Origin of the sequence: Corynebacterium oculi (assembly GCF_001412105.1) — a bacterium.
GTDB classification, from domain to species: Bacteria; Actinomycetota; Actinomycetes; order Mycobacteriales; family Mycobacteriaceae; genus Corynebacterium; species Corynebacterium oculi.
Genome location: NZ_LKST01000001.1, coordinates 713551 through 734747 on the forward strand (window position 1 = coordinate 713551; position 21197 = coordinate 734747).

Sequence of the window (21197 nt, forward strand, 5' to 3'; positions counted from 1 at the left end):
CACGATTCATTCCCCATCAATCGTGGAGTGCTGGCGGTTATCCCGCATGAAGAGCACCGCCACCAGCCCCAGGAGGGAGATCGCCACCAGGTACCAGGGGAAGGCCCAGTCCAAGCCAACATCCTTGAGCCCGAGGGCGATGTACTCCGCGGAACCGCCAAAGAGCGAGTTGGCAATGGCATAGGTAAATCCCACGCCCAGGCCGCGGATATGCGCCGGGAACATCTCCGCCTTCACGATTCCCGATACCGAGGTATAAAAGCTTAAAAAGAACATCGCGGCGAGAATCCCCGCCACGCAGGCCGCCAGGGAATCCTGGCCGCCCAGAAAGCGAAAAAGCGGCACCGGGATCAGCACCATTCCGCCGGCAAAGATCAGCATGGAGTTCTTGCGGCCGATCTTATCCGATAGCGCCCCAATGGCCGGTTGCAGCAACATGAAAAGAAAGAGGCAGAGCGTCATTGCCTGCGCCACCTCGGCCTTGGCAAAACCACCCGTATTAATCAGATATTTCTGCATATACGTGGTGAGGGTATAAAAGGCGAGTGAGCCCGCCGCCGTCATGCCCAAGACCACCCAGAAGGCGCACGGATGGGAAAGCACCTCGCGGAACGTGCCCGCGGAGGAGGCGCTGCGGCTTTCCTCAGAGGTGGTCTCGTGCAGATGCGTGCGCAACCACAACGCCACCACGGCGGCACAGGCTCCGATCACAAAGGGCAGCCGCCACCAGCCGTTGGCGATCTCCTCGTCGGTGAGAAAGAACGTCATGATGACCGCGAGCAGGCTGGCCAGCAGTTGCCCGCCGATGAGCGTGACGTATTGAAAGCTGGAAAAGAATCCCCGGCGGTTCGCGGTGGCCACCTCGGACATGTAGGTGGCGGTAGAGCCGTATTCCCCGCCCACGGAGATGCCCTGGAGGCAGCGCACCAGAAGCAAAAGAACCGGCGCGAGGACGCCCACCGTATCCGCCGTGGGCAGCACGGCCATCAGGAGGGAGCCCGTGCACATCATGATGATGGCGATGAGCATGGACTTCTTTCTGCCGTGCCGATCGGCGATCCGCCCAAAGATATAACCCCCCAGAGGCCGCATGAGGAACCCCACGAAGAACACTGCGGCGGACTTCAGCAGCGCCCCCGTCTCCCCGGTGCCGGTGAAGAACTTGTCCGCGAAGTACACGCTGAAGAAGGCGTAGATATAAAAATCAAACCACTCCACGAGGTTGCCGCTGGAGGCGGCAACGATGGTGCGGGCTGTGCTCAGCGAGGATTGCTTCTCCGCCGAATCTGGCCTCCGGGTGCTCATGGCCCCACTCCCTTCCAGCGAGGTTGAATGTGACCATGAGCATAATCCGTTTAGTTGCTCAGATCACCACGCACGATGGCGGTGGCCGCCACAAGGTTGCGCAGGGTGGCGGAGGTTTCCTCCCAGCCGCGGGTCTTAAGCCCGCAGTCCGGGTTCACCCACACCTGCTGCGGGTCCAGAGCGCCCACGGCCACGCGCAGCAGCTCCACGATCTCCTCGGTGGAGGGAACGCGCGCGGAGTGAATGTCCCACACGCCGGGGCCCAGGCCCCGGTGGAAGCCGTGCTCGGCCACGGCGGGCAGCACCTTGAGCTTGGAGCGCGAGGCCTCGATGGAGGTCACGTCCGCGTCTAGTCGGTCGATGGCATCGACGATGGTGGCAAAGTCCGAGTAGCACAGGTGGGTGTGGATGCTGGTGGCGGGGGCGGCACCGGCGGTGGCCAGGCGGAAGGATCCCACCGACCACTCCAGGTATTCCTCGCGGTCCTCCTCGCGGAGGGGGAGAAGCTCGCGGATCGCGGGCTCGTCCACCTGAATCACCTTGATGCCCGCAGCCTCCAGGTCTCCCACCTCGGCGCGCAGCGCCAGGCCAAGCTGATCGGCCACCTCGCCCCAGGGAATGTCCTCGCGCACGAAGGACCACGCCATGATGGTCACCGGGCCGGTGAGCATTCCCTTGACCGGGCGTTCGCTGAGCGACTGCGCGTAGCGGGACCACTCCACGGTGATCGCCTGCGGGCGGGTCACATCGCCCCACAGGATCGAGGGGCGCGTGCACCGGGAGCCGTAGGACTGTACCCAGCCGTGCGCGGTCGTCGCAAAGCCCTCGAAGTTCTCCGCGAAGTACTGCACCATGTCGTTGCGCTCGGCCTCGCCATGCACCAGCACGTCCAGGCCGATTTCCTCCTGCGCCGCGATGACCTCCGCGATCTCCTTCTTCATCGCCTCCTCGTAGGCCTGATCGTCGATCTTGCCGCTGCGGTGCGCGGCGCGGGCGCGACGGATCTCATCGGTCTGCGGGAAGGAGCCGATGGTGGTGGTGGGCAGCACCGGCAGCCCCAACGCCGCCGCCTGCGCCTCGTGCCGCTCGGCGGCGTCGCCACGGGTACGCTGCTCCTCGGTCACCGCAGCGGTGGCGGCGCGCACCTCCTGCTTTTCGACGCCGGGGTGGGCCGCCCGCGAGGCGGCTGCGGCGCGCGCGGCCACCAGTTCCTCGGTGATGGCCTCATCCCCGTCGGCCAGGCCGCGCGCGAGCACCGCCACCTCGCGGACCTTCTGATCCGCGAAGGACAACCAGGAGCGCAGCTGCTCGTCGAAGTGGGTTTCCCGCTCGGCGTCGTGCGGGACGTGTTGCAAGGACGTGGAGGTGGTGACCGCCACGTTGACGTCCGCACCCACCCCCTCCTTGATGGTGCGCAGGGTGCTCAAGGCCTCGTCGAGGTCGGCGCGCCAGATGTTGCGCCCGGAAACCACGCCCACGCCCAGCGTCTTGCTGGCCAGGGCACCCGCCCACCGCTGAAGTTCCTCCGAACCGGGAACGGTGCCGCGCACGACGTCAATAATCACGGCCTGCACGTCGGTCTGCGCGAGGGCGTACACCGCGTCGAAGGCGTGCCCGTAGGTCAGCGCCACGGCCAGCTGCGGAGCCTCCGGTGTGGCCAGGGCGGTATAGGCCCGGCGCAGGGCCTCCACCAGGGCGGAGCGTTCCTGGGGGGTGCGGTGGCGATCGGTCACCAGGGCCGGCTCGTCGAGCTGCACCCACTGCGCCCCGGCCTCCTTGAGCGCGGCAAGGTACTGGGCGTACACGGCCAAGAGATCATCGAGGCGATCCAGGGGGTTATATCCCTCGGGGGCCTCCTCGCTGGCCTTGGCCAGCGCCAGGAAGGTCACGGGGCCCACCAGCACGGGGCGGGTTGGGTCACCCAGGCGCTGTGCGGTGGCCACGCGGAGGGAGCCCAGCCAGGCAAAGGAGGTTTCCGGGCCGATCTCGGGAACGAGGTAGTGGTAATTGGAGTCAAACCACTTGGTCAGTTCCAGCGCCGGGCGGTCCCCCTGGCCGCGCGCCACCGTGAACTGGGCGCGCAGCGCCTCCTCGGACTCCGGCGTGGCGGCCTGCTCCCGCAACACCTCGCGCTCCGGGGCAAAGCGGCTGGGCAGCGCCCCGGTGGCGATGGTGATGTCCAGAACCTGATCGTAATAGCTGAAGTCCTCGGGAACCCCGGCGTCCTCGGTCAGGCCCAGGTCCACCAGGCGCTGCGTGCGCACGGTGCGCAATTCCTCGGCGGTCTCGGCAGGGTTGCCGCCCCGTCCAGACCAGAAGGACTCTAGGGCGCGCTTGAGTTCACGATTCGCCCCGATCCGGGGATAGCCCAGCACGGTGGCAGAGGGAAAACGAGTCATGATTCTTAACCTTTCTTTCACAGGGGTCAGTAGTAGCTAGGGGTCATGCGGCGCAGGGCGAGGGACACCAGCTCGGTGTCCACGCGGGGATCGCTGGGGGTGCGGGCCCCGGTATTCCTGCCCAGATACCCCGAGGCTCGGAGGTATTCCAGAATGTCCAGCGTGGGACGCGGACGGTTGAAGGTGTAGAGGTGAATGCCTGGGGCGCCGACGTCAAGCACCCCGCCGATGAGATCCACGGTGGCGCTGAGGGTATCGCGCACCAGCCGCTCCGGGCTGGTGGCCTGGGAGAAGATCCTCTCGATGCGCTTGGGCACGGGAATCCCCGCCAGTTTTTCCATGGTGCGCAGGCGCTTGAGATCATGCAGCGGCATGATCCCCGGCACGATGGGCAGCCGGGACCCCACCATGCTGAGTTCCCGCACCATCGAGGCATACTCCTCGGGGGAGTAGAACACCTGCGTGATGGCGTAATCGGCCCCGGCCTGCTCCTTTTCTGCCAGCGCCGCGATGTCATTGGCCCGCGCCTGCCCGCTGGTGGCGGGGTAGGCGGCCACCGCGATGGAGACGTAATCCTCCGGTTTGGCGGCGGTGGCGGCCCCGGCTCCGTTGTATCCGCGTCCCACGCCCAGGGGAAGTTCCTCCGCGGCGATCTCTCGGATCAACCGCACCAGTTCCACCGCGCGGGTGGGACCACCCGGCGGCGGCTGATAGGTGGGGTCACCCCCGGGGGGATCACCGCGCAACGCCAGGAAGTCCCTGATCCCGGCCCGCAGGAGCAATCGCACCAGGAGGGTCAGCTCCTCCTTGGTGGAGCCCAGGCAGGTCAGATGCGCGACGGCGGGCAGATCCCGGTGCCGATCCAGGACGTTGAGGAGTACCTGAACAGAGCGGTCGCGGGTATCGGTGCTCTTGCCGGCCGCGCCGTAGGTGACGGATACGTAATCGGGGGCGGTATCAATGAGCCGCCCTATTCCGGCCCACACGCCCGAACCCCGGGAGGGGTTACGCGGCGGGTAAAGCTCGAAGGACACCGTGGGGGTATCCGTTCTCACACCGGGCCGGTGCCCGATGTACAAGTGTGCGGTAGACATGGCTGCTCCCTATCGAACCTGGCTGTAGCACCCTTCCAGGGCTCTGGGGGTTGCTGCGGCGTCGTAGAGCCGGGTCTCTCGGCCGCTCTGAATAGGTTGTTGCTCAGCCTAGAGCACAAGACAGACCGTGCGGTACACTTTCCCGAAAATCACACCATTCGCGCAGGTCAATCCGTGAAAATAAATCGCTGCGCGATCTCCATTTTTTGAAGTCCGGTAACGGCAGGGCCACGTGGCGCGATGCCCTGGGTGTAGATGTGCGTGCCGATGCGCCTGGTAACCGCACGCGATTTTGGAAGCAAAATAACATCGGGTTAGTATGGTCGCGTTGAGCCCTTTTGATTAACGCCAGTAACATCTACCCCGTACGTATCACGCCGTCCCAAGAGGAAAGCACCCATGAGTATCCGTTCCCTGTACCAGCGCACCGCCGTCCTGGCCACCACCGCCACGGTCGCGCTGGGTCTGGCCGCCGTCCCGGCCAGCGCATCCCCGAACGCCCTGGTGGGCTTCGGCGATTCCGTGATGGCCAACCCGCGCGCCCTGGATCACCTCTCCGCAGGCCTGCCCATCCCGGAGGAACAAAAGCCCAACGTGCATAACCACTGCGCCACCGACCCCAACGGCATGGTCAAGCAGGTGGCCCGGATCAAGGGCATGGAGGCCAAGGATTATTCCTGCCCCGGCGCCTCCGTCTCCACCGGCGGCAAGCGCATTGACGCGCAGATTAACGACGCCATCGCCCAGGGAGCGCTGGATAACCAGACCCGCGAGGTGCTCATTCAGATCGGTTTCAACGACACCTACCTCAACCTCGCGGATCGTAAGAACCCGGAGGAGATCCACCGCAACTACGTGGCCGCCATGACCGAGCAGATTCACCGCATCCGCCAGGCCGCTCCCCAGGCGACCATCAAGGTGGTGGGGTACCCCTCCATCTCCGATAACGTGGGCACCTGCCTGGTGCAATTGGGCAACAACATCCATTCCTTCGAGGGCGTTCCGCTGACCACCGATCTCGAAAACATGGCGGAAGCCATGAACCGCGACGCCGCCGCCCAGGCCGGGGTGCAATACATTGACCTGCGCTCCGCCTCGATGGGCCACGGCATGTGCGCCCCCGATGGCGAGCGCTGGTACGGCGCCGCCATCGACCTCGGCCAGCCCCGCAACGTCCCCGTGCACATGACGGATCTGGGCGTGGCCAAGACTTCAGAAATTATCGCCGCTAGTTAGGGGGTACGTATGTCCTCGCTCTTCCACATGGAACAACCCGTTGCTCTTCCCATTCCCGTGGGAGAGCAGGCACGATCCTTCGCCCACGCGGTACCGCATATCCTGCGCGCGGGGGTGCTCAGCATGCACGGTCCCAAAGATCTCCTCAACTGGGCGCGCTGCTACGCCCGCTGGGGATTCTCCGTGGGCACCTTCCTGGATACCGCGGCGCGGTACTGCCCCGAGCGCATCGCCATTATCGATGACATCGGCACCATCACCTACGCCGAGCTGCATCGCCAGGCCCTCCGCTTGGCCTCCGCCCTGCAGCGCAGGGGAGTGGATCAGGGCGTGCAGGTGGCGATCATCGCGCGCAATAGCCGCGTGACGCCCATGACCTTAGCCGCCTGCACCTATCTCGGCGCGGTGCCCATGATTATCAATCCGGGCTCCTCCCCGCAGCAGATCTCGCGCACCATCACCGATTACGGCGCCGCCGTGGTGATCGCGGATGCCGAGTTCATTCCCACCCTGGAGGTGGGGGATCTGCCCCTGATTACCGGGTACGGGGATCACCCCGGCGTAGCTGGGTTCCAGGAGGTCATCGACCAATCCCCGGCGCCCCGGCTGCGCTTCCACCCCACTCCCGGCCCCACCGTCATCATGTCCTCCGGCACCACCGGCACGCCCAAGGGCGTGGTGCGCGGCGTGCCCAAGTCTCCCGCCGTGGCCGCCAGCCTCCTGCCTAAGATCCCGTGGCGGCGCGAGGGCGTGATCCAGATGACCTGCTCCACCTATCACGCCTGGGGCTGGCTCAACGTCAACCTCACCTTTGCCACCAAGTCCACCACGATCCTGCGGCGCGTCTTTGATCCCCAGCAGGCGGTGGATGATTGCCTGCGCTACGGGGTCACCGGGATTCTCTCCGCCGCGGTTTTCCTGCGGGACTTTGAAAAGACCCTGGCCAACCAGCCCGCGGAGAAGCTGCGCTCACTCCGCCCTCCGGAGTTCATCGCCTCCTCCGGTAATGCCATTCCGCCCACCCTGATCCAGGCCCTCCACGCGCGGTTTGGCCCCGTGGTGTGCAACTTCTACGGCTCCACCGAGCACGGCCCCGTGGCCTCGGCCAGCGGCCCGGAACTCGCCGTGGATCCCACCCGCACCGGCACGGTGGCCCCCGGCGTGCGCATCACCCTCTACAAGGAGGACGGCACCCCGGCGGCACCGGGGGAACGCGGCATCATCTACAGCGCGAACTCCGAGTCCATGATCGGCTACCTCTCCCTGCGCGACGGCGTGGAGGTGCGCGATCACATGCTCAGCACCGGGGACTACGGGCACTTCGATTCCGAGGGATTCCTGCACGTGCACGGGCGCTGCGATGACATGGTGATTAAGGGCGGGGAGAACGTCTACCCGCGCGAGGTAGAGGACTTCCTGCTGCGCCAAGAAGGCATCGATGACGTCTTTGTGCGCGGCGTCCGCAACGACATCGTGGCCCGCCTCGACGCCTACATCGTGCGAGAAAACACCGAGCGGGGCCAGGCGCTCACCGAGGAATCCGTGCGCGATCTGGTGCGCACCAGCCTCGCCCAGCACAATATCCCGGACTACATCTGCTGGATGGATTCCCTGCCGCGCAACGATGCCGGCAAGGTCGTGCCCCGAAATCTCCCGCAGCCAAGCTAGTTGCGGAAGCCGTGCACCGGCGCGGGAATAAAGCCCCCGCGCCGGATGAACTCTGCGGCCGAGACCCTATTGACGTCGATGACCGGGGCGTAACCCAAGAGACCACCAAAGTTCACCTCGTCCCCGGGCACGGTGCCCGGCACCGGGATCACCCGCACCGCGGTGGTCTTATGGTTCATCACGCCGATGGCGGCCTCATCCGCGATCATGGCGGAGATCGTCTCCGCCGAGGTATCGCCGGGGATCGCGATCATGTCCAACCCCACCGAGCAGATAGCCGTCATGGCCTCCAGCTTGTCAATGGAGATCGCCCCCGAACGCACCGCATCGATCATTCCCTTGTCCTCGGAGACCGGAATGAAGGAGCCGGACAGCCCGCCCACCCGGGAGCAGGCCATCATGCCGCCCTTCTTCACGGCGTCGTTGAGCAGCGCGAGCGCCGCGGTGGTGCCGTGCGTGCCCACCTGATCCAGCCCCATGTTCTCCAGGATATGCGCCACGGAATCCCCGAGTTCCGCCGTGGGGGCCAGGGAGAGATCCACGATCCCGAAGGGCACGCCCAGGCGTTGCGCGGCCATCGTGCCCACCAGCTGCCCCGTGCGGGTGATCTTGAAGGCCGCCTTTTTAATCTCCTCGGCCACCTGATCCAGGCTGGCCCCGGACAGGGACCCCAGAGCGCGGCCCACCACGCCCGGGCCGGAAACGCCCACGGATACCACGCAGTCCGGCTCTTCGACGCCGTGGAAGGCCCCCGCCATGAAGGGATTATCGCCCACGGCGTTGGCAAAGACCACCAGCTTGGCGCACGCGATCGCCGCTTCCTCCGCCGTGGCCTGGGCCGCCTCCTTGATGGCCGCGCCCAGGTCACGCACCGCATCCATGTTGATGCCGGCGCGGGAGGAAGCCACGTTCACCGAGGAGCACACCACCTGCGTGTGGCTCAGCGCCTCCGGGAGGGAGGCAATGAGGCGGGAGTCCGCCGCCGTAGCGCCCTTTTCCACCAGAGCGGAGTAACCGCCGATGAAGTTCACGCCCACCTCCGTGGCAGCGCGGTCCAGCGCCCGGGCCAGATCCGCGGGGTTACCCTCCAGGCCTCCGCAGAGCAGCGCCACCGGTGTCACGCTGATGCGCTTATTCACGATGGGAACGCCCAGTTCCGCCTCGATCTCCTCGCACACCGTCACCAGGCGGGCGGCCTGGGTGGTCACTCGGTCATAGATGGCCTCGGCGGTATCGGCCATGGTGGAGCGGCGGCATTCCAGCAGAGAAATGCCCATCGTGACCGTGCGAATATCCAGGCGATACTTCTGGATCATCTCGATCGTGTCGAGCACCGATCCGGGATTAAAGCTCAAGCTCACGGCGCGCCCCTAGACCTCGTTAACGGCGCTAAACAGCGCCTCCGATTGCAAGCGTATGGTGAGGTTCTGCTCCGCCTCCACTGCGGCCATGCGCTGCTGAATGGCGGCGATGCCGTGTTCCGCCTCGTCGAACTCCACCCGCAGGATCATGGTGAACCACTGATCCATGAGGGTCTGGGAGACGTCGAGGATGTTGATGTTCTGGTGGGCCAAGGCGGAGGTCACCGCGGCGATGATGCCGGTGTGATCCTGGCCCGTGACGGTCATGATCGCGTACATGCCTTGACAGTGTAATCAGCCCCTACCGCCCGCCGCGAGAGACAGTAGTCCACAAAATTCCGCAGAATCTGGTGTGCGGGGCCGGTGTCCACCCTCCGCAACGAGTCCACGATTGCCTCATACTCCTCGTCCCGGAAGTATCCGTGGTTTCGATAAAAGTCCATGCGGCGCGCCATGCCCGCTATGTCCATCTCCGGGTGAAACTGCGTGGACCAGGTGTGTTCTCCCACGCGCAGGGCCTGAACCGGACAGGTGGGGCCGCTGGCTATCACGGTCACTCCCTGGGGGAGGGAGGCTACGGATTCCGTGTGACCGGTAAAGGCCTCGAAGGCCGGGGGAAGGGGGCCAAAGACCGGGTCGGCGCTGCCTTCGGCCGTGATCTCCACTCGGCTGGCGCTGGTTTCCTCCGCATTTTCGTGCCCGATGCTCCCGCCGAGCACCTGGGCGATGAGCCCGGTGCCAAAGCAGGTGAAAAATACGGGCGTGGGGGAGTCAATGAGCTGAGTAAGTTCGCGCACCACCGCGCGCTGCCAGGGGCCGTAATGGGCGTTGCTCATGTTGAGGGAGCTTCCACCCACGAATACTCCGGCGTAGCGCGTGACGTCCCCCACCCGAAAGTCCGCAGATCCGCATATCCGCTGTTCTAGCTGCGTGGGCCCCAGGCCGGTGGCCTGTTGAAAGTCCCGATACTCCGAGGCCGCCACGGCCTCCTTCTCCCGCAGGGAGAGCAGCAGAAATACAGACATACCGCTTAGTCTATATTAATCCCCGAAAAATATGAACTAAGCGGTCTATCTATTTCCTTATCGAGGCCTCCACCACGTCCAACATTCGGGCCAGCCCCTCCACCGGCTGCCCCGAGGCCAATTGGGTAATAAGCCCCTCCATCACCGTTTCCAAGTAGGTGATAAGCACCTCCACGGGGACGTCGGTACGCATGCGATCCTGCTCCGCGTTGCGCTCCAGGCGCGAGCGCACGGCCCGATCCAGCACCTCTTGATGCTGCTGCCAGCGCGCCCGAAAGGAGGTATCGGTGCGCAGCAGCCGGGCGATCTCTAACCGGGTGGCCAACCAGTCGTGGCGCTCCGGGTGATCCAGGATGTCCCGCATGACCTCCACGAGGCCCTCGGTGGCCACCACCTCGGCCTGACGCTCCGCGTCCTGCCGGGCGATGGCGAGGAAGAGCGATTCCTTATCACCGAAATGATGAAAGATCGCTCCCCGCGACTTACCCGTCGCCGCCTCCAGGCGCCGCACCGTCGCCCCCTCGTAGCCGAACTCCCCGAAGCACCTGCGGGCCCCTTCGAGGATGTCGTGGCGGCGCCGTTCCAGCTCCGCTTCGCTAACGACGGGCACGGTTCGACGCTACTGAGCCTTGGCCATCGCGCGCAGCACGTACTGCAAGATGCCGCCGTGGCGGTAGTAATCCGCCTCACCGGGGGTATCAATGCGCACCTTGGCGTCGAACTCGATCTTCTCGCCGTTGTCCTTGGTGGCGGTGACGTGCACCGTCTCCGGGATACCGGCGGACTCGTCGTTCAGCGCCGTGATCCCCGTGAGATCAAAGGTCTCCGTGCCGTCCAGTCCCAGGGACTCGTGGGAGGAGCCCTCGGGGAACTGGAGCGGGATCACGCCCATGCCGATGAGGTTGGAGCGGTGGATACGCTCGAAGGACTCCGTAATCACCGCGCGCACGCCCAGCAGGTTGGTGCCCTTGGCGGCCCAGTCGCGGGAGGAACCCGTGCCGTACTCCTTACCGGCGATCACCACGAGCGGGATACCGGAGGCCTTGTAGTTCTGGCAGGCATCGAAGATGAAGGACTGCGGGCCACCCTCCTGGGTGAAGTCGCGGGTATAGCCGCCCTGCACGTCCACCAGCTGGTTCTGCAAGCGAATGTTGGCGAAGGTGCCGCGCATCATCACCTCGTGGTTACCGCGTCGGGAACCCAGGGAGTTGTAGTCCTGACGCTCCACGCCACGGGAATCCAGGTACTGTGCGGCCGGGGTACCCGGCTTGATCGCGGAGGCGGGGGAGATGTGGTCCGTGGTCACGGAGTCGCCCAGCTTGGCCAGCACGCGAGCGCCGTGGATGTCCTCCACCGGGGCGGGCTCGATGGGCATGCCCTCGAAGTACGGGGCCTTGCGGATGTAGGTGGATTCCTCGTCCCACTCGAAGGTCTTGCCCGTGGGCACGTCCAGGTTCTGCCACTGCTCGTCGCCCTTGAACACGTCGGCGTAGTCCTCCACGTACATCTCACGAGTGATGCACTCCGCGATGGTGGACTCGATCTCCTCCGTGGAGGGCCAGATGTCCTTGAGGAAAACATCGTTGCCGTCCTGATCCTGGCCCAGCGGCTGGGTCTCAAAGTCAAAGTCCATCGTGCCGGTGATGGCATAGGCGATGACCATGATCGGGGAGGCCAGGTAGTTCATCTTCACGTCGGGAGAGATGCGGCCCTCGAAGTTGCGGTTACCGGAGAGAACGGCCGTGGCGGTGAGGTCATTATCGTTGATGGCCTCGGAGATTTCCTCCGGCAGCGGGCCGGAGTTGCCGATGCAGGAGGTGCAGCCGAAGCCGGAGAGGTAGAAGCCCAGGGCCTCTAGATCCTTCCACAGGTCGGCGCGCTTGAAGTAGCCATCCACCACCTGCGAGCCGGGGGCGCAGATCGTCTTGACCCAGGGCTTGGACTTCAGGCCCTTGGCCGCGGCCTTGCGGGCGATCAAGCCCGCACCCACCATCACCGAGGGGTTGGAGGTGTTGGTGCAGGAGGTGATGGAGGCGATGGCCACCATGCCGTGATCCAGGGTGTAGTGCCCACCGTTGGGGGACTTCACCACCACGGGCTTGGACTGACGGCCCTTGGCCCCTTCCGCGGCGGACTCGCCGTGGCCGCGCGGGGAGGAGTTGTATCCCGCCACCAGAGCCTCGGCGGAATCCTCCGCCTCGCCCTCGGCCTCCATGCGGGCACCGGCGGGGGAGTCGTCCTCACAGATCGGATCGTTGGTAAAGGCTCCGAGCTGCTCGCGGAAGGTCTTTTTGGACTCCGTGAGCAGGATGCGATCCTGCGGGCGCTTCGGGCCGGCGATGGAGGGCACCACGGTAGAGAGATCCAGCTCCAGGTACTCGGAGTACTCGGCCTCGGGGGCATCCTGCTCCAGCCACATGCCCTGGGCCTTGGCGTAGGCCTCCACGCGCTCCACCTGCTCCTCCGGGCGGCCGGTCAGGCGCAGGTAGTTCACGGTCTCCTCGTCGATCGGGAAGATCGCGCAGGTGGAACCGAACTCGGGGGACATGTTGCCGATGGTGGCGCGGTTGGCCAGGGGAACGGACTTCACGCCGTTGCCGTAGAACTCCACGAACTTCTGCACCACGCCGTGCTTGCGCAGCATTTCGGTGATGGTGAGCACCACGTCGGTGGCGGTCACACCCACGGGGATCTCGCCGGTGAGCTTGAAGCCCACCACCTTGGGGATCAGCATGGACACGGGCTGGCCGAGCATGGCGGCCTCCGCCTCAATGCCACCCACGCCCCAGCCCAGAATGCCCAGGCCGTTTTCCATCGTGGTGTGGGAGTCCGTGCCGATGCAGGTATCCGGGTAGGCCACGCCCTCGTTATCAAAGACCACGCGGGAGAGGTACTCAATGTTCACCTGGTGCACGATGCCGGTTCCGGGGGGCACCACGCGGAAGTTGGAGAAGTTCTCCGAGCCCCAGCGCAGGAACTGGTAGCGCTCCTCGTTGCGCTGGTACTCGATCTCCACGTTCTTAGCCAGGGCCTCGGGGCCGCCGAAAGCCTCCACGATCACGGAGTGGTCAATCACCATCTCCGCCGGGTTCAGCGGATTCACCTGATCCGGGTCACCGCCCAGGGCGGTGACGGCCTCGCGCATGGTGGCCAGGTCCACCACGCAGGGCACGCCGGTGAAGTCCTGCATGAGCACGCGAGCCGGGGTGAACTGGATTTCCGTGGAGGGCTCAGCCTTGGGATCCCAGTTCGCAATGGCGCGAATGTGATCCTCGGTGACGTTCTTGCCGTCCTCGGTGCGCAGGAGGTTTTCCCCGAGCACCTTCAGGGAGTACGGCAGCTTGTCCATGCCGTCCACGGCATCGAGAGCAAAGTAGTCGTATTCTTTGTCGCCAACCTTCAGCTTCCGCTTGGCGTCAAAGGAGTTCTTGCTTTCTATCACAGTGAGCTCCATTTCCTAACGGGTTGTGAGAATAAGACTCGTCGCCGGAGCCGGAGTCCAGCGCTATCACGAGACTTGTCCACGAGTTTACTATCCGGCTCACACCGGCTCCTCGTTTCACAGCATCATAACAGTACGCGCGTTCTGTTGGTGAATCCCCGCGCCGGGCCACCCCCACATCCGCCCCGGCATATATAAATAGAACAACCCCACCCACGCAGGAGGCCGCGATGATCCCCGACAACATCGATCTCGATGCCATGCGCACCCAGATCGCCGATCGCGGCGTGGCCATTCACGGCAAGGGCAGCACCGACACCGCCTACCGGGACAAGCTCGCCGCCGCTATCGACGCCGCCGAGGCCACCGGGCAGGGGAGCTTCGGCATCGCGGTCCTGGATTTCACTCCTACCCATACCGCCGATCTCCGCGACATTGCCCAGGAGATCCATCAAGGAACAGAGCTTGACACCGTGATCGTGCGCGCGCCCGGGTCGGGAGCCACGGTCAGTTCCGTCTATTCCCGGGATGACATCGAGCGCGCTCAAGACGATTTCCTCAGCACCACCAACTACGCCACCGCCGTGCGGGAATATCCAGAGCACCTTTCCGCCGCGCCGATACCGTGGTTCCCCCTTTCCCTCACGGCGCTCATCGTTTGCCTCTTCACGCTCGCCAGCACGGCCCTAAAGGTCAAGAGGGAAAGCTTGACCGGCAGGCAGCGACACGCGGTTTCCCGAAATAGTGACTCGAATCATAAAAAATACTGAACCCGCCATTCCCCCTGCACAGCCCGCCGCCGGGGTCTTTTTCTGACCCCGCCGGCCGTCGTGCAGCGCAGCGGATGGGGCTTATGGGAAACGGGTGATCTATTGTTTCCCTATTGGCACACGAGTTACGCGAGGCTTCTTTCAAGTTCTGAGACTTGAGAGGCGCAAGTGGGACGGTGAAGAGATTCGGGCACGTGGGGAAGCCTGCCATCGGATCTTTCATCTCCGCCCCGTTGAGGCCCCGTCGAGACGCTCGCGCGGCCCGTGTGCCACCTCCGTGTCAGCACGCTTCACGGAAGCCTGTAAAGCCTTTAGGCTTTACTTTAGGCTCCGAAGGGAGACTTTTGTGGGAACATCTGCGCCCAAGACCTCGCCAACGACGCCTACGTCCACGACCGTGACCTCCAGGAACGCCTCGTTCAAGCGCATGATGAGGGTCAGCGTGGCCACGATCGTGTGTGCCTCCTCGCTCTCCACCATTACGCCGGTGGCGGCCGCTCCCAACAATCCCAGCGACGGCGACCTAGAACGCGCCCACCAGGCATTAGAATCCGGGGCCACCTCCGTAGCCGACCTCGCGGGGCAGGTCAGTTCCGCCCAGGAGCGCCTCGCCCGCTTGGAGCTATCCATGGGAGAGCTGCGCGAGGCAGTGAATAAGTCCCTCGTGGATCTGCATGACGCTCAGGGCACCGCGGAGCAAGCCCGCCAGGCCGCCGCCGCGGCCAAGGAACAGCTCAGCAACAGCCAAAAGGAATTGGAAAAGGCCCAGGGCACCCTCAACGAGATCTCGCGTACCGCGTATCGTCGTGGGGCCTCCAGCCCGCTCGGGGCCGTGTCCGGGGAAACCACCTCGGAAGAGGCCTTGGACCGCAGCACCTATCTGCGCACGAACTCGGAGAAGCAGCGCCGGGCCATCGAGGAGCTTGACCGCGCCCGCACCATCACGGCCAATAAGGAATCCGAACTGCGCGAGGCCCGCAACATCGCCGAGCAGCGCGAGGCGGAAGCCCAGCAGGCCCAGGACTCCGCCCAGGCCGCCATCGAGGAAAACTCTCGCGCGCTGACCGAGAGCGCCCAGGAGCACGATCGGCTGCTCACCGAGCAGCAATGGGCGCAGCAGCGCCTCGACGCCGCCAAGAACAACGCGCAGAGCCTGCTGAACCAGCGCGAGGAATTTGAGAAGTTCCAGGAGCAGGAGAAGGAGCGCCGCGCCAAGGAGCAGGAACGCCAGGCGGCGGAGGCTCGAAAGGAAGCGGAAAAGGCCGCGCAGGACAATGAGCGCCAGAAGGCCGCCGCGGCGGCTGCGGCGACGGTGGAAAGCAGGCAGCCCGAGCACACCCGGCTGGACAACCCCTACCCCCAGGAGGAGGATGCCCAGGCCGCCGAGGTGGCGGAGATTCAAAACCCGGGTGCCGCCGAGGAGTCCAGCGCGGAAGCAACCACCATCACCCCGACCGAGGAACCTACGACTGAGGAACCCACGATCGAGGAGACGGCGGAACCCACCACCGCCGAAGAGGCACCCACCTGGGAGGCCACCCCGGAGGCGGAGAGCGGCACTGAGGAGGCCGAACCCTCGTTCAGCGCCACTGCGGAGGTCGAGGAGCCAGAAACCGAGGAAACCGTGGCGGCGGAGACCGCCGTGGAGGGCAGCGGGGAGGCCGAGGAGATCGGTGTCGGTGCCCTGGGATCGAGCGGTTCCTCCGAGCTTTCTAGTTCCGCGTCCAGCGGCGCCCGCTCCGAGATCATCGAGACGGTGATCGCCCGCGCCATGTCTCAGGTGGGGCAGCCCTACGCCTGGGGCGGCGGCACGGCGAGCGGCCCCAGCCAGGGTATTCGCGACGGCGGCGTGGCCGATTCCTACGGCGATTACAACAAGGTGGGCTTCGACTGCTCCGGCCTGACCCTCTACGCCTTTGCCGGGGCCGGTATTTCCCTGCCGCATTACACGGGCTACCAGTACCAGCGCGGCACGCAGATTGATCCCAGCAATATGCAGCGTGGTGACCTGATCTTCTACGGCCCGGCCGGCAACAATCACGTGGCGATCTATCTGGGCGATGGGCAGATGATCGAAGCCCCGCAATCCGGTTCCTATGTGCAGATCTCCCCGGTGCGCTGGGCCGGAATGAGCCCCTACGCCGTGCGCATGGTGTAGCTTTGCTCTGCTTCTCGCCCACGTCGTAGGCTTGATGCCATGAGCCTTGAGCAGCACTACGATGCCCTCCTCGTTCTTTCCTTCGGTGGCCCCGAGGGGCCCGAGGAGGTCGTTCCATTTTTGGAAAACGTCACGCGGGGGCGCGGCATCCCCCGGGAGCGCCTCAAGGTGGTGGGGGAGCATTACTTCCACTTCGATGGCATCAGCCCCCTCAACCGGCTCAACAAAGAGATCATCGCCAACGTGGAGCAGGAGTTGCTTCGGCGCGGCCATGACCTGCCCATATACTTTGGTAATAGGAATTGGCACCCCTTCGGGGAGGAGACCGCGGAGCAGATGGCGGCCGATGGCGTGCGCAACGCGCTCGTGTTTAGCACCTCCGCCTGGGGCGGGTACTCCGGCTGCCGCCAATACGACGAGGACATTCGGCGGATTCGCCAACACCTCGCGGATCGGGGCCTCCCGGAGATCACCTTTACCAAGCTGCGCCAGTTCTACGACCACCCCAAGTTCATCACCGCCATGGCGCAGGCCGTCACCGAGTCCTACGGGCGGTTTTCTCCCGAGGACTCTCCCCGCATGATCTTCACGGCGCATTCCGTGCCGCTGAGCGCCAATAACGCCGCCGGCGGGCCCGAGGATGCCCAGCTCTACGAGCGCCAGGTGGCCGAGGCTTCCCGTCTGGTGGCCCAGGAGGCGGGAATCCACGACTATGACCTGGTGTGGCAGTCTCGTTCGGGCAGCCCCGCGATCCCTTGGCTAGAACCAGACATCGTGGATCACGCCTCGGCGCTGCACGATGAAGACGGGGTTGAGAACATCGTGGTGTGCCCCATCGGCTTCATCTCCGATCACATGGAGGTGGTCTGGGACCTCGATACGGAGCTGCGCCAGGCTACCGACGAGCGCGGCATGCACATGGAGCGCACCCGCACGGCGGGCCCCACCGAGCTATTCACGCAGATGGTGGTGGATCTGGTGGAGGAACACACCTCGGGCCGAGAGCCGGAGGGGCTAGGCGAGGTCACCCTCAACGGTTGCACCGTCAACGGGGAGGCCTGCCACGAGGGCTGTTGTCAGCCCGCCAAGCGCCCCATCTCCCGCACCGCGTAATCCACCGCGGCCATCCTGGCCTCGCGGACATAGCGCCCCAGGCTCAGCAGTTCCGGGTCAAGGCTGTGATCGCCAGCCTGATCCAGCAGCGTCTCCGTGATCGCTGCCACCCGATCCGCCCGCGCGATCAGTTTGGCCGCCCGGGGTGGGGTGGAGCGCGGCACGCCCGGGGTCTCATAGAAATCGCTCAGCCGCCCCACGCTCAGGCGCGGATTGGCGAGGTCGCCGCGCCGATAGCCGCGCGCCTCGATCAGCGCCGCCGCCCGACGGGTGGCATCGGCCAGGCGTAGATCGGCCTCACCGGGGGAGAGCGACAGAGGCGCGGGGACATCCTCGACGGTCCGCCACTGCCATTCCTCCGCCCCCGGCACCGCCACGAGCACGTGATGACGGCGCCCGTCGCCGTCGGGAACGAGCAGAGCCCCGTGCTCGTCGGCGGGATCGGGAAGCCCGGTGGGCTGCGCGGGGCCGGCCAGCACCAGGCGCACGGCGGGCTCCTCGCCGTGAAGCAGGGCGGTGGCGCGGAGCCTGTGCACAACCTGCACGGAGTGCGGCTGGTGGAGGTCCAGCAGGGCGTCGATAAGCGCGTCCGTAGATTCCTGGCCGTGGAACCATGCCCCCAACCATAGGGCGCTGTGCTGGAGCGGGGAATACACATGAGGGCGGATAGACATGATCCCAGTAGTGTAGGGCACCATGGCGAGAAACGACCCCTACGGCGATATTTTTTCCGGGCATTCCCGCAACCAGCGCCCCACCTATCCCACCATGCCCGCCCAACCCGGCGAGGTGGTGGAGGTGCCGGCCCAGGATTTTGTGGGCGCAATCATCGGCACCGAGCGCACCTACGACGGTGACTTCGTGCGCCTAGAGGATCGCCACGGCACCCAGCGGCTCTTTCACATGCGCCCCGGCGCCTTCCTCCACGAGGGAAGGCGGGTGACGCTAACTCGCTCTGTGCCCACGCAAACCCCCCAGCGCTCCAACTCCGGTTCGCGGCGGGTGCGCGACGTACAGGCCAAGGTGGCCGCCCCCTCCCGCATCTGGGTCGAGGGTGTGCACGACGCCGCGATCGTGGAAAAGATCTGGGGCCACGATCTGCGCGTGGAGGGGGTGGTGGTGGAATACCTTGAGGGCCTGGATCACCTGCCCGAGCGCCTGGCGGAATTTCGCCCCGGCCCGGGCCGACGGGTGGGGGTGCTGGCCGATCACCTGGTGGAGGGCTCCAAGGAAACGCGGCTCACCGAGCGGGTGGGCCCGCACGTGCTGGTCACCGGGCACCCGTACATCGACATCTGGGCGGCGGTAAAACCGCAGCGCCTGGGCATGCGGGCCTGGCCGGACGTGCCCTACGGGGAGGACTGGAAAACGGGGGTCTGCCGCCGGTTGGGGTGGTCCGATCCCAGGGAGGGGTGGAGCCGCGTGTACGGGGCCGTGGGGTCCTTCCGGGACGTCGATTCCACCCTCATCGGCGCCGTGGAGCGCCTGGTGGACTTCGTGACCACCCCGGAACTCAGCAAGTCCGATCTCCTCTAGGTTTAGCCAGGGCTACCTAAGCGGCGTGGTTTCGGTAGGCTGGGCGGGGTGGAAATCATCGCTTGGTTCATCGCAGCCCTCGTCTTGGCGGGACTAGAACTAGCGGTGGGGGAGTTTACCCTTCTCATGCTCGGCGGCGGGGCGCTCGCCGCCAGCGGCGTCGCGCTCACCGCCGCGCCGCTGTGGGGTCAGGTGGCGGCCTTCGCCCTCGTCTCCCTCGGACTGCTGTTCTTTGTCAAGCCCATTTTGCGCCGCAAAATGCAGGTTCCGCTGGCCCTCGATACCTCCTCGGAGGCATTGGTGGGGCACGCAGCGGAGGTTCTAGAGACCGTGCATCAGGGCTCGGGCGGGCAAATCAGGCTCGACGGCAGCATTTGGTCCGCCGTCACCGTTGATCCCCACGCCTCGTACAGCGAGGGCGAGCACGTCACCGTCGTTCGTATCGACGGCCCCACAGCCATCGTCTGGAAGGAAAACTAAATGGAACCAGGGTTCCTTGTTCTCATTGTTCTTATTCTCTTCATAGCCCTGCTGGTCATCAAGGCCATCGCGCTGATCCCGCAGGGGCAAGCCGCCGTGATCGAGCGGCTGGGCCGCTACACCCGCACGGTGGAGGGAGGCCTGACCTTCCTCGTGCCTTTCCTCGACCGGGTGCGCGCCCGCGTGGACACCCGCGAGCGCGTGGTGTCCTTCCCGCCTCAGGCCGTCATCACGCAGGATAACCTCACCGTGGCCATTGACACGGTGGTGACCTTCCAGATCAACGACCCCGCCCGCGCCATCTACGGGGTGGACAACTACATCGTGGGCGTGGAGCAAATCTCCGTGGCCACCCTGCGCGACGTGGTAGGCGGCATGACGCTGGAGGAGACCCTCACCTCGCGCGAGGTCATCAACCGCCGCCTGCGCGGGGAACTCGACGCCGCCACGACCAAGTGGGGCCTGCGCATCAGCCGAGTAGAGCTCAAGGCCATCGACCCGCCGCCCTCCATTCAGCAGTCCATGGAGATGCAGATGAAGGCGGATCGGGAAAAGCGCGCCACGATCCTCAGCGCCGAGGGCGAGAAGCACGCCGCCATTCTGGCCGCCGAGGCCGACCGCCAGGCCGAGATCCTGCGGGCCGAGGGCCGCCGCGCCGCGCGCTACCTGGAGGCCCAGGGCGAGGCCCGCGCCATTCAAAAGGTCAACGCCGCCATCAAATCCGCCAAGCTCACCCCCGAGGTGCTGGCGTACCAGTACCTCGAAAAGCTGCCCAAGATGGCCGAGGGCCAGGCCTCTACCATGTGGATGGTGCCCTCGCAGTTCGGTGACTCCCTCGAACAATTCGCCCGTGCCATGGCCAAGAAGGACGAGGAGGGCGTATTCCGCTACGAGCCGCAGGCCGTGGACGCAGAAACCAAGGAGATGGCCGAGCCTGAGAACACCGATAGCTGGTTCTCCACGGAATCTGATCCCGAGATCGCCGCCGCCGTAGCGGCCGCCAACGCCGTGGCCAATAAGCCCGTGGATCCCTCCCTGGCCGAATTGGTCAAGGAGGAACAGGAGAACTAGCCCGCCGCCCTGCGCAGCAGGTTCACCGCGAGCCGCCAGCCGGCGTTTTCCGCGTGCCAACCGGCGGCCTGCAAGCGCTGGGACATCGCCTGCTTGGAGATGCCCAACTCGGCGGCGGCCTCGTTCTGGCTTAGGCCCCCGCGCACCAGGGAGGTGGCCTCCCGCCCCTCCACCGTGCGCTTGGCCAAGACCTGCCCCAATAGGGCGAATACCGCGGCGATATCCTCCGCACCGCGCACTCCCTGTGTGGCGCCCACGCTCACGGTGCCGGGGCGTGCCGCGCGGCTGAGGCTGCCGGTGGCCTCGACCACGGCCCCCTCACCCAGCCCGATGCCGACGGCCCAGTCGCCATCGGAAAGCAAAGCCATAACCACGTTGCACAGCGCCTCCGGGGTCTCGATGCGGGCGCGAATGTCCTCCACTCCCAGGGACTCAAACGTGCCCACCCCCGCGACGGTGCTCAGCGCCCGCGCGGAGCGTTCCACCAGATCGGCGCGCCGCGTGGCGCGCCCGCGATACCGGGCATGGAGGGCAAACAT

At 65.6% G+C, this 21197-nt stretch carries 18 protein-coding genes and 1 riboswitch; of the genes, 8 read left to right on the plus strand and 10 right to left on the minus strand.

Translation table 11 applies throughout. The features are described from left to right. Positions 1-6: 6 nt before the first annotated feature. Genes Cocul_RS03390 through Cocul_RS03400 form a run of 3 tightly spaced genes read right to left on the minus strand, consistent with a single transcriptional unit; the run spans position 7 to position 4798 of the window. Positions 7-1305 carry an MFS transporter gene (locus Cocul_RS03390; protein ID WP_055121872.1) on the minus strand — a complete coding sequence of 433 codons (1299 nt, stop codon included), beginning with the start codon at positions 1303-1305 and terminating at the stop codon, positions 7-9. 50 nt (positions 1306-1355) lie between these two features. Continuing rightward, positions 1356-3704: a 5-methyltetrahydropteroyltriglutamate--homocysteine S-methyltransferase gene (gene metE, locus Cocul_RS03395; RefSeq protein ID WP_055121873.1), complete on the minus strand. Its 2349-nt coding sequence runs from the start codon at positions 3702-3704 to the stop codon at positions 1356-1358. A 26-nt stretch (positions 3705-3730) separates the two neighbouring features. Continuing rightward, entirely contained in the window at positions 3731-4798 is a 1068-nt protein-coding gene (locus Cocul_RS03400) for a methylenetetrahydrofolate reductase (protein WP_055121874.1), read from the minus strand. Positions 4799-4804: 6 nt separating this feature from the next. After that, positions 4805-4896: riboswitch (SAM riboswitch) on the minus strand. 301 nt (positions 4897-5197) lie between these two features. On the opposite strand from Cocul_RS03400, the gene Cocul_RS03405 reads away from it, so the two are divergent. Both Cocul_RS03405 and Cocul_RS03410 read left to right on the plus strand, forming a co-directional pair. After that, complete coding sequence (locus Cocul_RS03405) at positions 5198-6034, plus strand: GDSL-type esterase/lipase family protein (protein ID WP_055121875.1); 837 nt, start codon at positions 5198-5200, stop codon at positions 6032-6034. 9 nt (positions 6035-6043) lie between these two features. After that, on the plus strand, positions 6044-7702 hold the full coding sequence (locus Cocul_RS03410; protein ID WP_245622083.1) for an AMP-binding protein: 1659 nt from the start codon (positions 6044-6046) through the stop codon (positions 7700-7702). Here Cocul_RS03410 and Cocul_RS03415 read toward each other — a convergent pair. Genes Cocul_RS03415 through can form a run of 5 tightly spaced genes read right to left on the minus strand, consistent with a single transcriptional unit; the run spans position 7699 to position 13530 of the window. After that, on the minus strand, positions 7699-9063 hold the full coding sequence (locus Cocul_RS03415; protein ID WP_055121876.1) for a PFL family protein: 1365 nt from the start codon (positions 9061-9063) through the stop codon (positions 7699-7701). The two genes, Cocul_RS03410 and Cocul_RS03415, sit on opposite strands and share 4 nt — an antisense overlap. Before the next feature lie 9 nt (positions 9064-9072). After that, a complete protein-coding gene (locus tag Cocul_RS03420; protein ID WP_055121877.1) occupies positions 9073-9342 on the minus strand; it encodes an ACT domain-containing protein in 270 nt (89 codons plus the stop codon). Further along, on the minus strand, positions 9327-10088 hold the full coding sequence (locus Cocul_RS03425) for a glutamine amidotransferase (protein ID WP_055121878.1): 762 nt from the start codon (positions 10086-10088) through the stop codon (positions 9327-9329). The genes Cocul_RS03420 and Cocul_RS03425 overlap by 16 nt, the downstream gene beginning before the upstream one ends. Before the next feature lie 49 nt (positions 10089-10137). Then, positions 10138-10698 (minus strand): TetR/AcrR family transcriptional regulator, encoded by a 561-nt coding sequence (locus tag Cocul_RS03430; RefSeq protein WP_055121879.1) that lies wholly within the window; start codon positions 10696-10698, stop codon positions 10138-10140. 9 nt (positions 10699-10707) lie between these two features. Further along, on the minus strand, positions 10708-13530 hold the full coding sequence (gene can / locus Cocul_RS03435; RefSeq protein ID WP_055122031.1) for an aconitate hydratase: 2823 nt from the start codon (positions 13528-13530) through the stop codon (positions 10708-10710). 230 nt (positions 13531-13760) lie between these two features. Here can and Cocul_RS03440 point away from each other — a divergent pair, with 230 nt between their 5' ends. The 3 genes from Cocul_RS03440 to Cocul_RS03450 all read left to right on the plus strand — a co-directional run bounded on the left by Cocul_RS03440 (position 13761) and on the right by Cocul_RS03450 (position 17571). Continuing rightward, positions 13761-14300, plus strand: coding sequence for an Rv1476 family membrane protein (locus Cocul_RS03440; RefSeq protein WP_055121880.1), 540 nt, complete (start codon positions 13761-13763; stop codon positions 14298-14300). Between the two features lie 427 nt (positions 14301-14727). After that, on the plus strand, positions 14728-16458 hold the full coding sequence (locus Cocul_RS03445; protein ID WP_069723549.1) for a DIP1281 family NlpC/P60 protein: 1731 nt from the start codon (positions 14728-14730) through the stop codon (positions 16456-16458). Positions 16459-16497: 39 nt separating this feature from the next. Then, positions 16498-17571, plus strand: coding sequence for a ferrochelatase (locus Cocul_RS03450; protein ID WP_055121882.1), 1074 nt, complete (start codon positions 16498-16500; stop codon positions 17569-17571). Here Cocul_RS03450 and Cocul_RS03455 read toward each other — a convergent pair. After that, entirely contained in the window at positions 17535-18245 is a 711-nt protein-coding gene (locus Cocul_RS03455; RefSeq protein WP_055121883.1) for a hypothetical protein, read from the minus strand. The genes Cocul_RS03450 and Cocul_RS03455 overlap by 37 nt on opposite strands. A 22-nt stretch (positions 18246-18267) precedes the next feature. Here Cocul_RS03455 and Cocul_RS03460 point away from each other — a divergent pair, with 22 nt between their 5' ends. Genes Cocul_RS03460 through Cocul_RS03470 form a run of 3 tightly spaced genes read left to right on the plus strand, consistent with a single transcriptional unit; the run spans position 18268 to position 20658 of the window. Beyond that, the gene (locus Cocul_RS03460) at positions 18268-19107 is read left to right on the plus strand and encodes a DUF3097 domain-containing protein (protein WP_055121884.1); all 840 of its coding nucleotides are present in this window, start codon (positions 18268-18270) and stop codon (positions 19105-19107) included. Positions 19108-19155: 48 nt separating this feature from the next. After that, the gene (locus Cocul_RS03465; protein ID WP_150114329.1) at positions 19156-19587 is read left to right on the plus strand and encodes an NfeD family protein; all 432 of its coding nucleotides are present in this window, start codon (positions 19156-19158) and stop codon (positions 19585-19587) included. Continuing rightward, on the plus strand, positions 19588-20658 hold the full coding sequence (locus Cocul_RS03470) for an SPFH domain-containing protein (protein ID WP_055121886.1): 1071 nt from the start codon (positions 19588-19590) through the stop codon (positions 20656-20658). Here Cocul_RS03470 and Cocul_RS03475 read toward each other — a convergent pair. Continuing rightward, on the minus strand, positions 20655-21197 hold the full coding sequence (locus Cocul_RS03475; protein WP_055121887.1) for a hypothetical protein: 543 nt from the start codon (positions 21195-21197) through the stop codon (positions 20655-20657). The two genes, Cocul_RS03470 and Cocul_RS03475, sit on opposite strands and share 4 nt — an antisense overlap.

Coding starts and splice junctions, on each gene's coding strand:
- Cocul_RS03390 (WP_055121872.1), bottom strand. CDS start 1,305: ATGAGCACCCGGAGGCCAGATTCGGCGGAGAAGCAATCCTCGCTGAGC.
- metE (WP_055121873.1), bottom strand. CDS start 3,704: ATGACTCGTTTTCCCTCTGCCACCGTGCTGGGCTATCCCCGGATCGGG.
- Cocul_RS03400 (WP_055121874.1), bottom strand. CDS start 4,798: ATGTCTACCGCACACTTGTACATCGGGCACCGGCCCGGTGTGAGAACG.
- Cocul_RS03405 (WP_055121875.1), top strand. CDS start 5,198: ATGAGTATCCGTTCCCTGTACCAGCGCACCGCCGTCCTGGCCACCACC.
- Cocul_RS03410 (WP_245622083.1), top strand. CDS start 6,044: ATGTCCTCGCTCTTCCACATGGAACAACCCGTTGCTCTTCCCATTCCC.
- Cocul_RS03420 (WP_055121877.1), bottom strand. CDS start 9,342: ATGTACGCGATCATGACCGTCACGGGCCAGGATCACACCGGCATCATC.
- Cocul_RS03425 (WP_055121878.1), bottom strand. CDS start 10,088: ATGTCTGTATTTCTGCTGCTCTCCCTGCGGGAGAAGGAGGCCGTGGCG.
- Cocul_RS03440 (WP_055121880.1), top strand. CDS start 13,761: ATGATCCCCGACAACATCGATCTCGATGCCATGCGCACCCAGATCGCC.
- Cocul_RS03445 (WP_069723549.1), top strand. CDS start 14,728: ATGATGAGGGTCAGCGTGGCCACGATCGTGTGTGCCTCCTCGCTCTCC.
- Cocul_RS03450 (WP_055121882.1), top strand. CDS start 16,498: ATGAGCCTTGAGCAGCACTACGATGCCCTCCTCGTTCTTTCCTTCGGT.
- Cocul_RS03455 (WP_055121883.1), bottom strand. CDS start 18,245: ATGTCTATCCGCCCTCATGTGTATTCCCCGCTCCAGCACAGCGCCCTA.
- Cocul_RS03460 (WP_055121884.1), top strand. CDS start 18,268: ATGGCGAGAAACGACCCCTACGGCGATATTTTTTCCGGGCATTCCCGC.
- Cocul_RS03470 (WP_055121886.1), top strand. CDS start 19,588: ATGGAACCAGGGTTCCTTGTTCTCATTGTTCTTATTCTCTTCATAGCC.
- Cocul_RS03475 (WP_055121887.1), bottom strand. CDS start 21,197: ATGTTTGCCCTCCATGCCCGGTATCGCGGGCGCGCCACGCGGCGCGCC.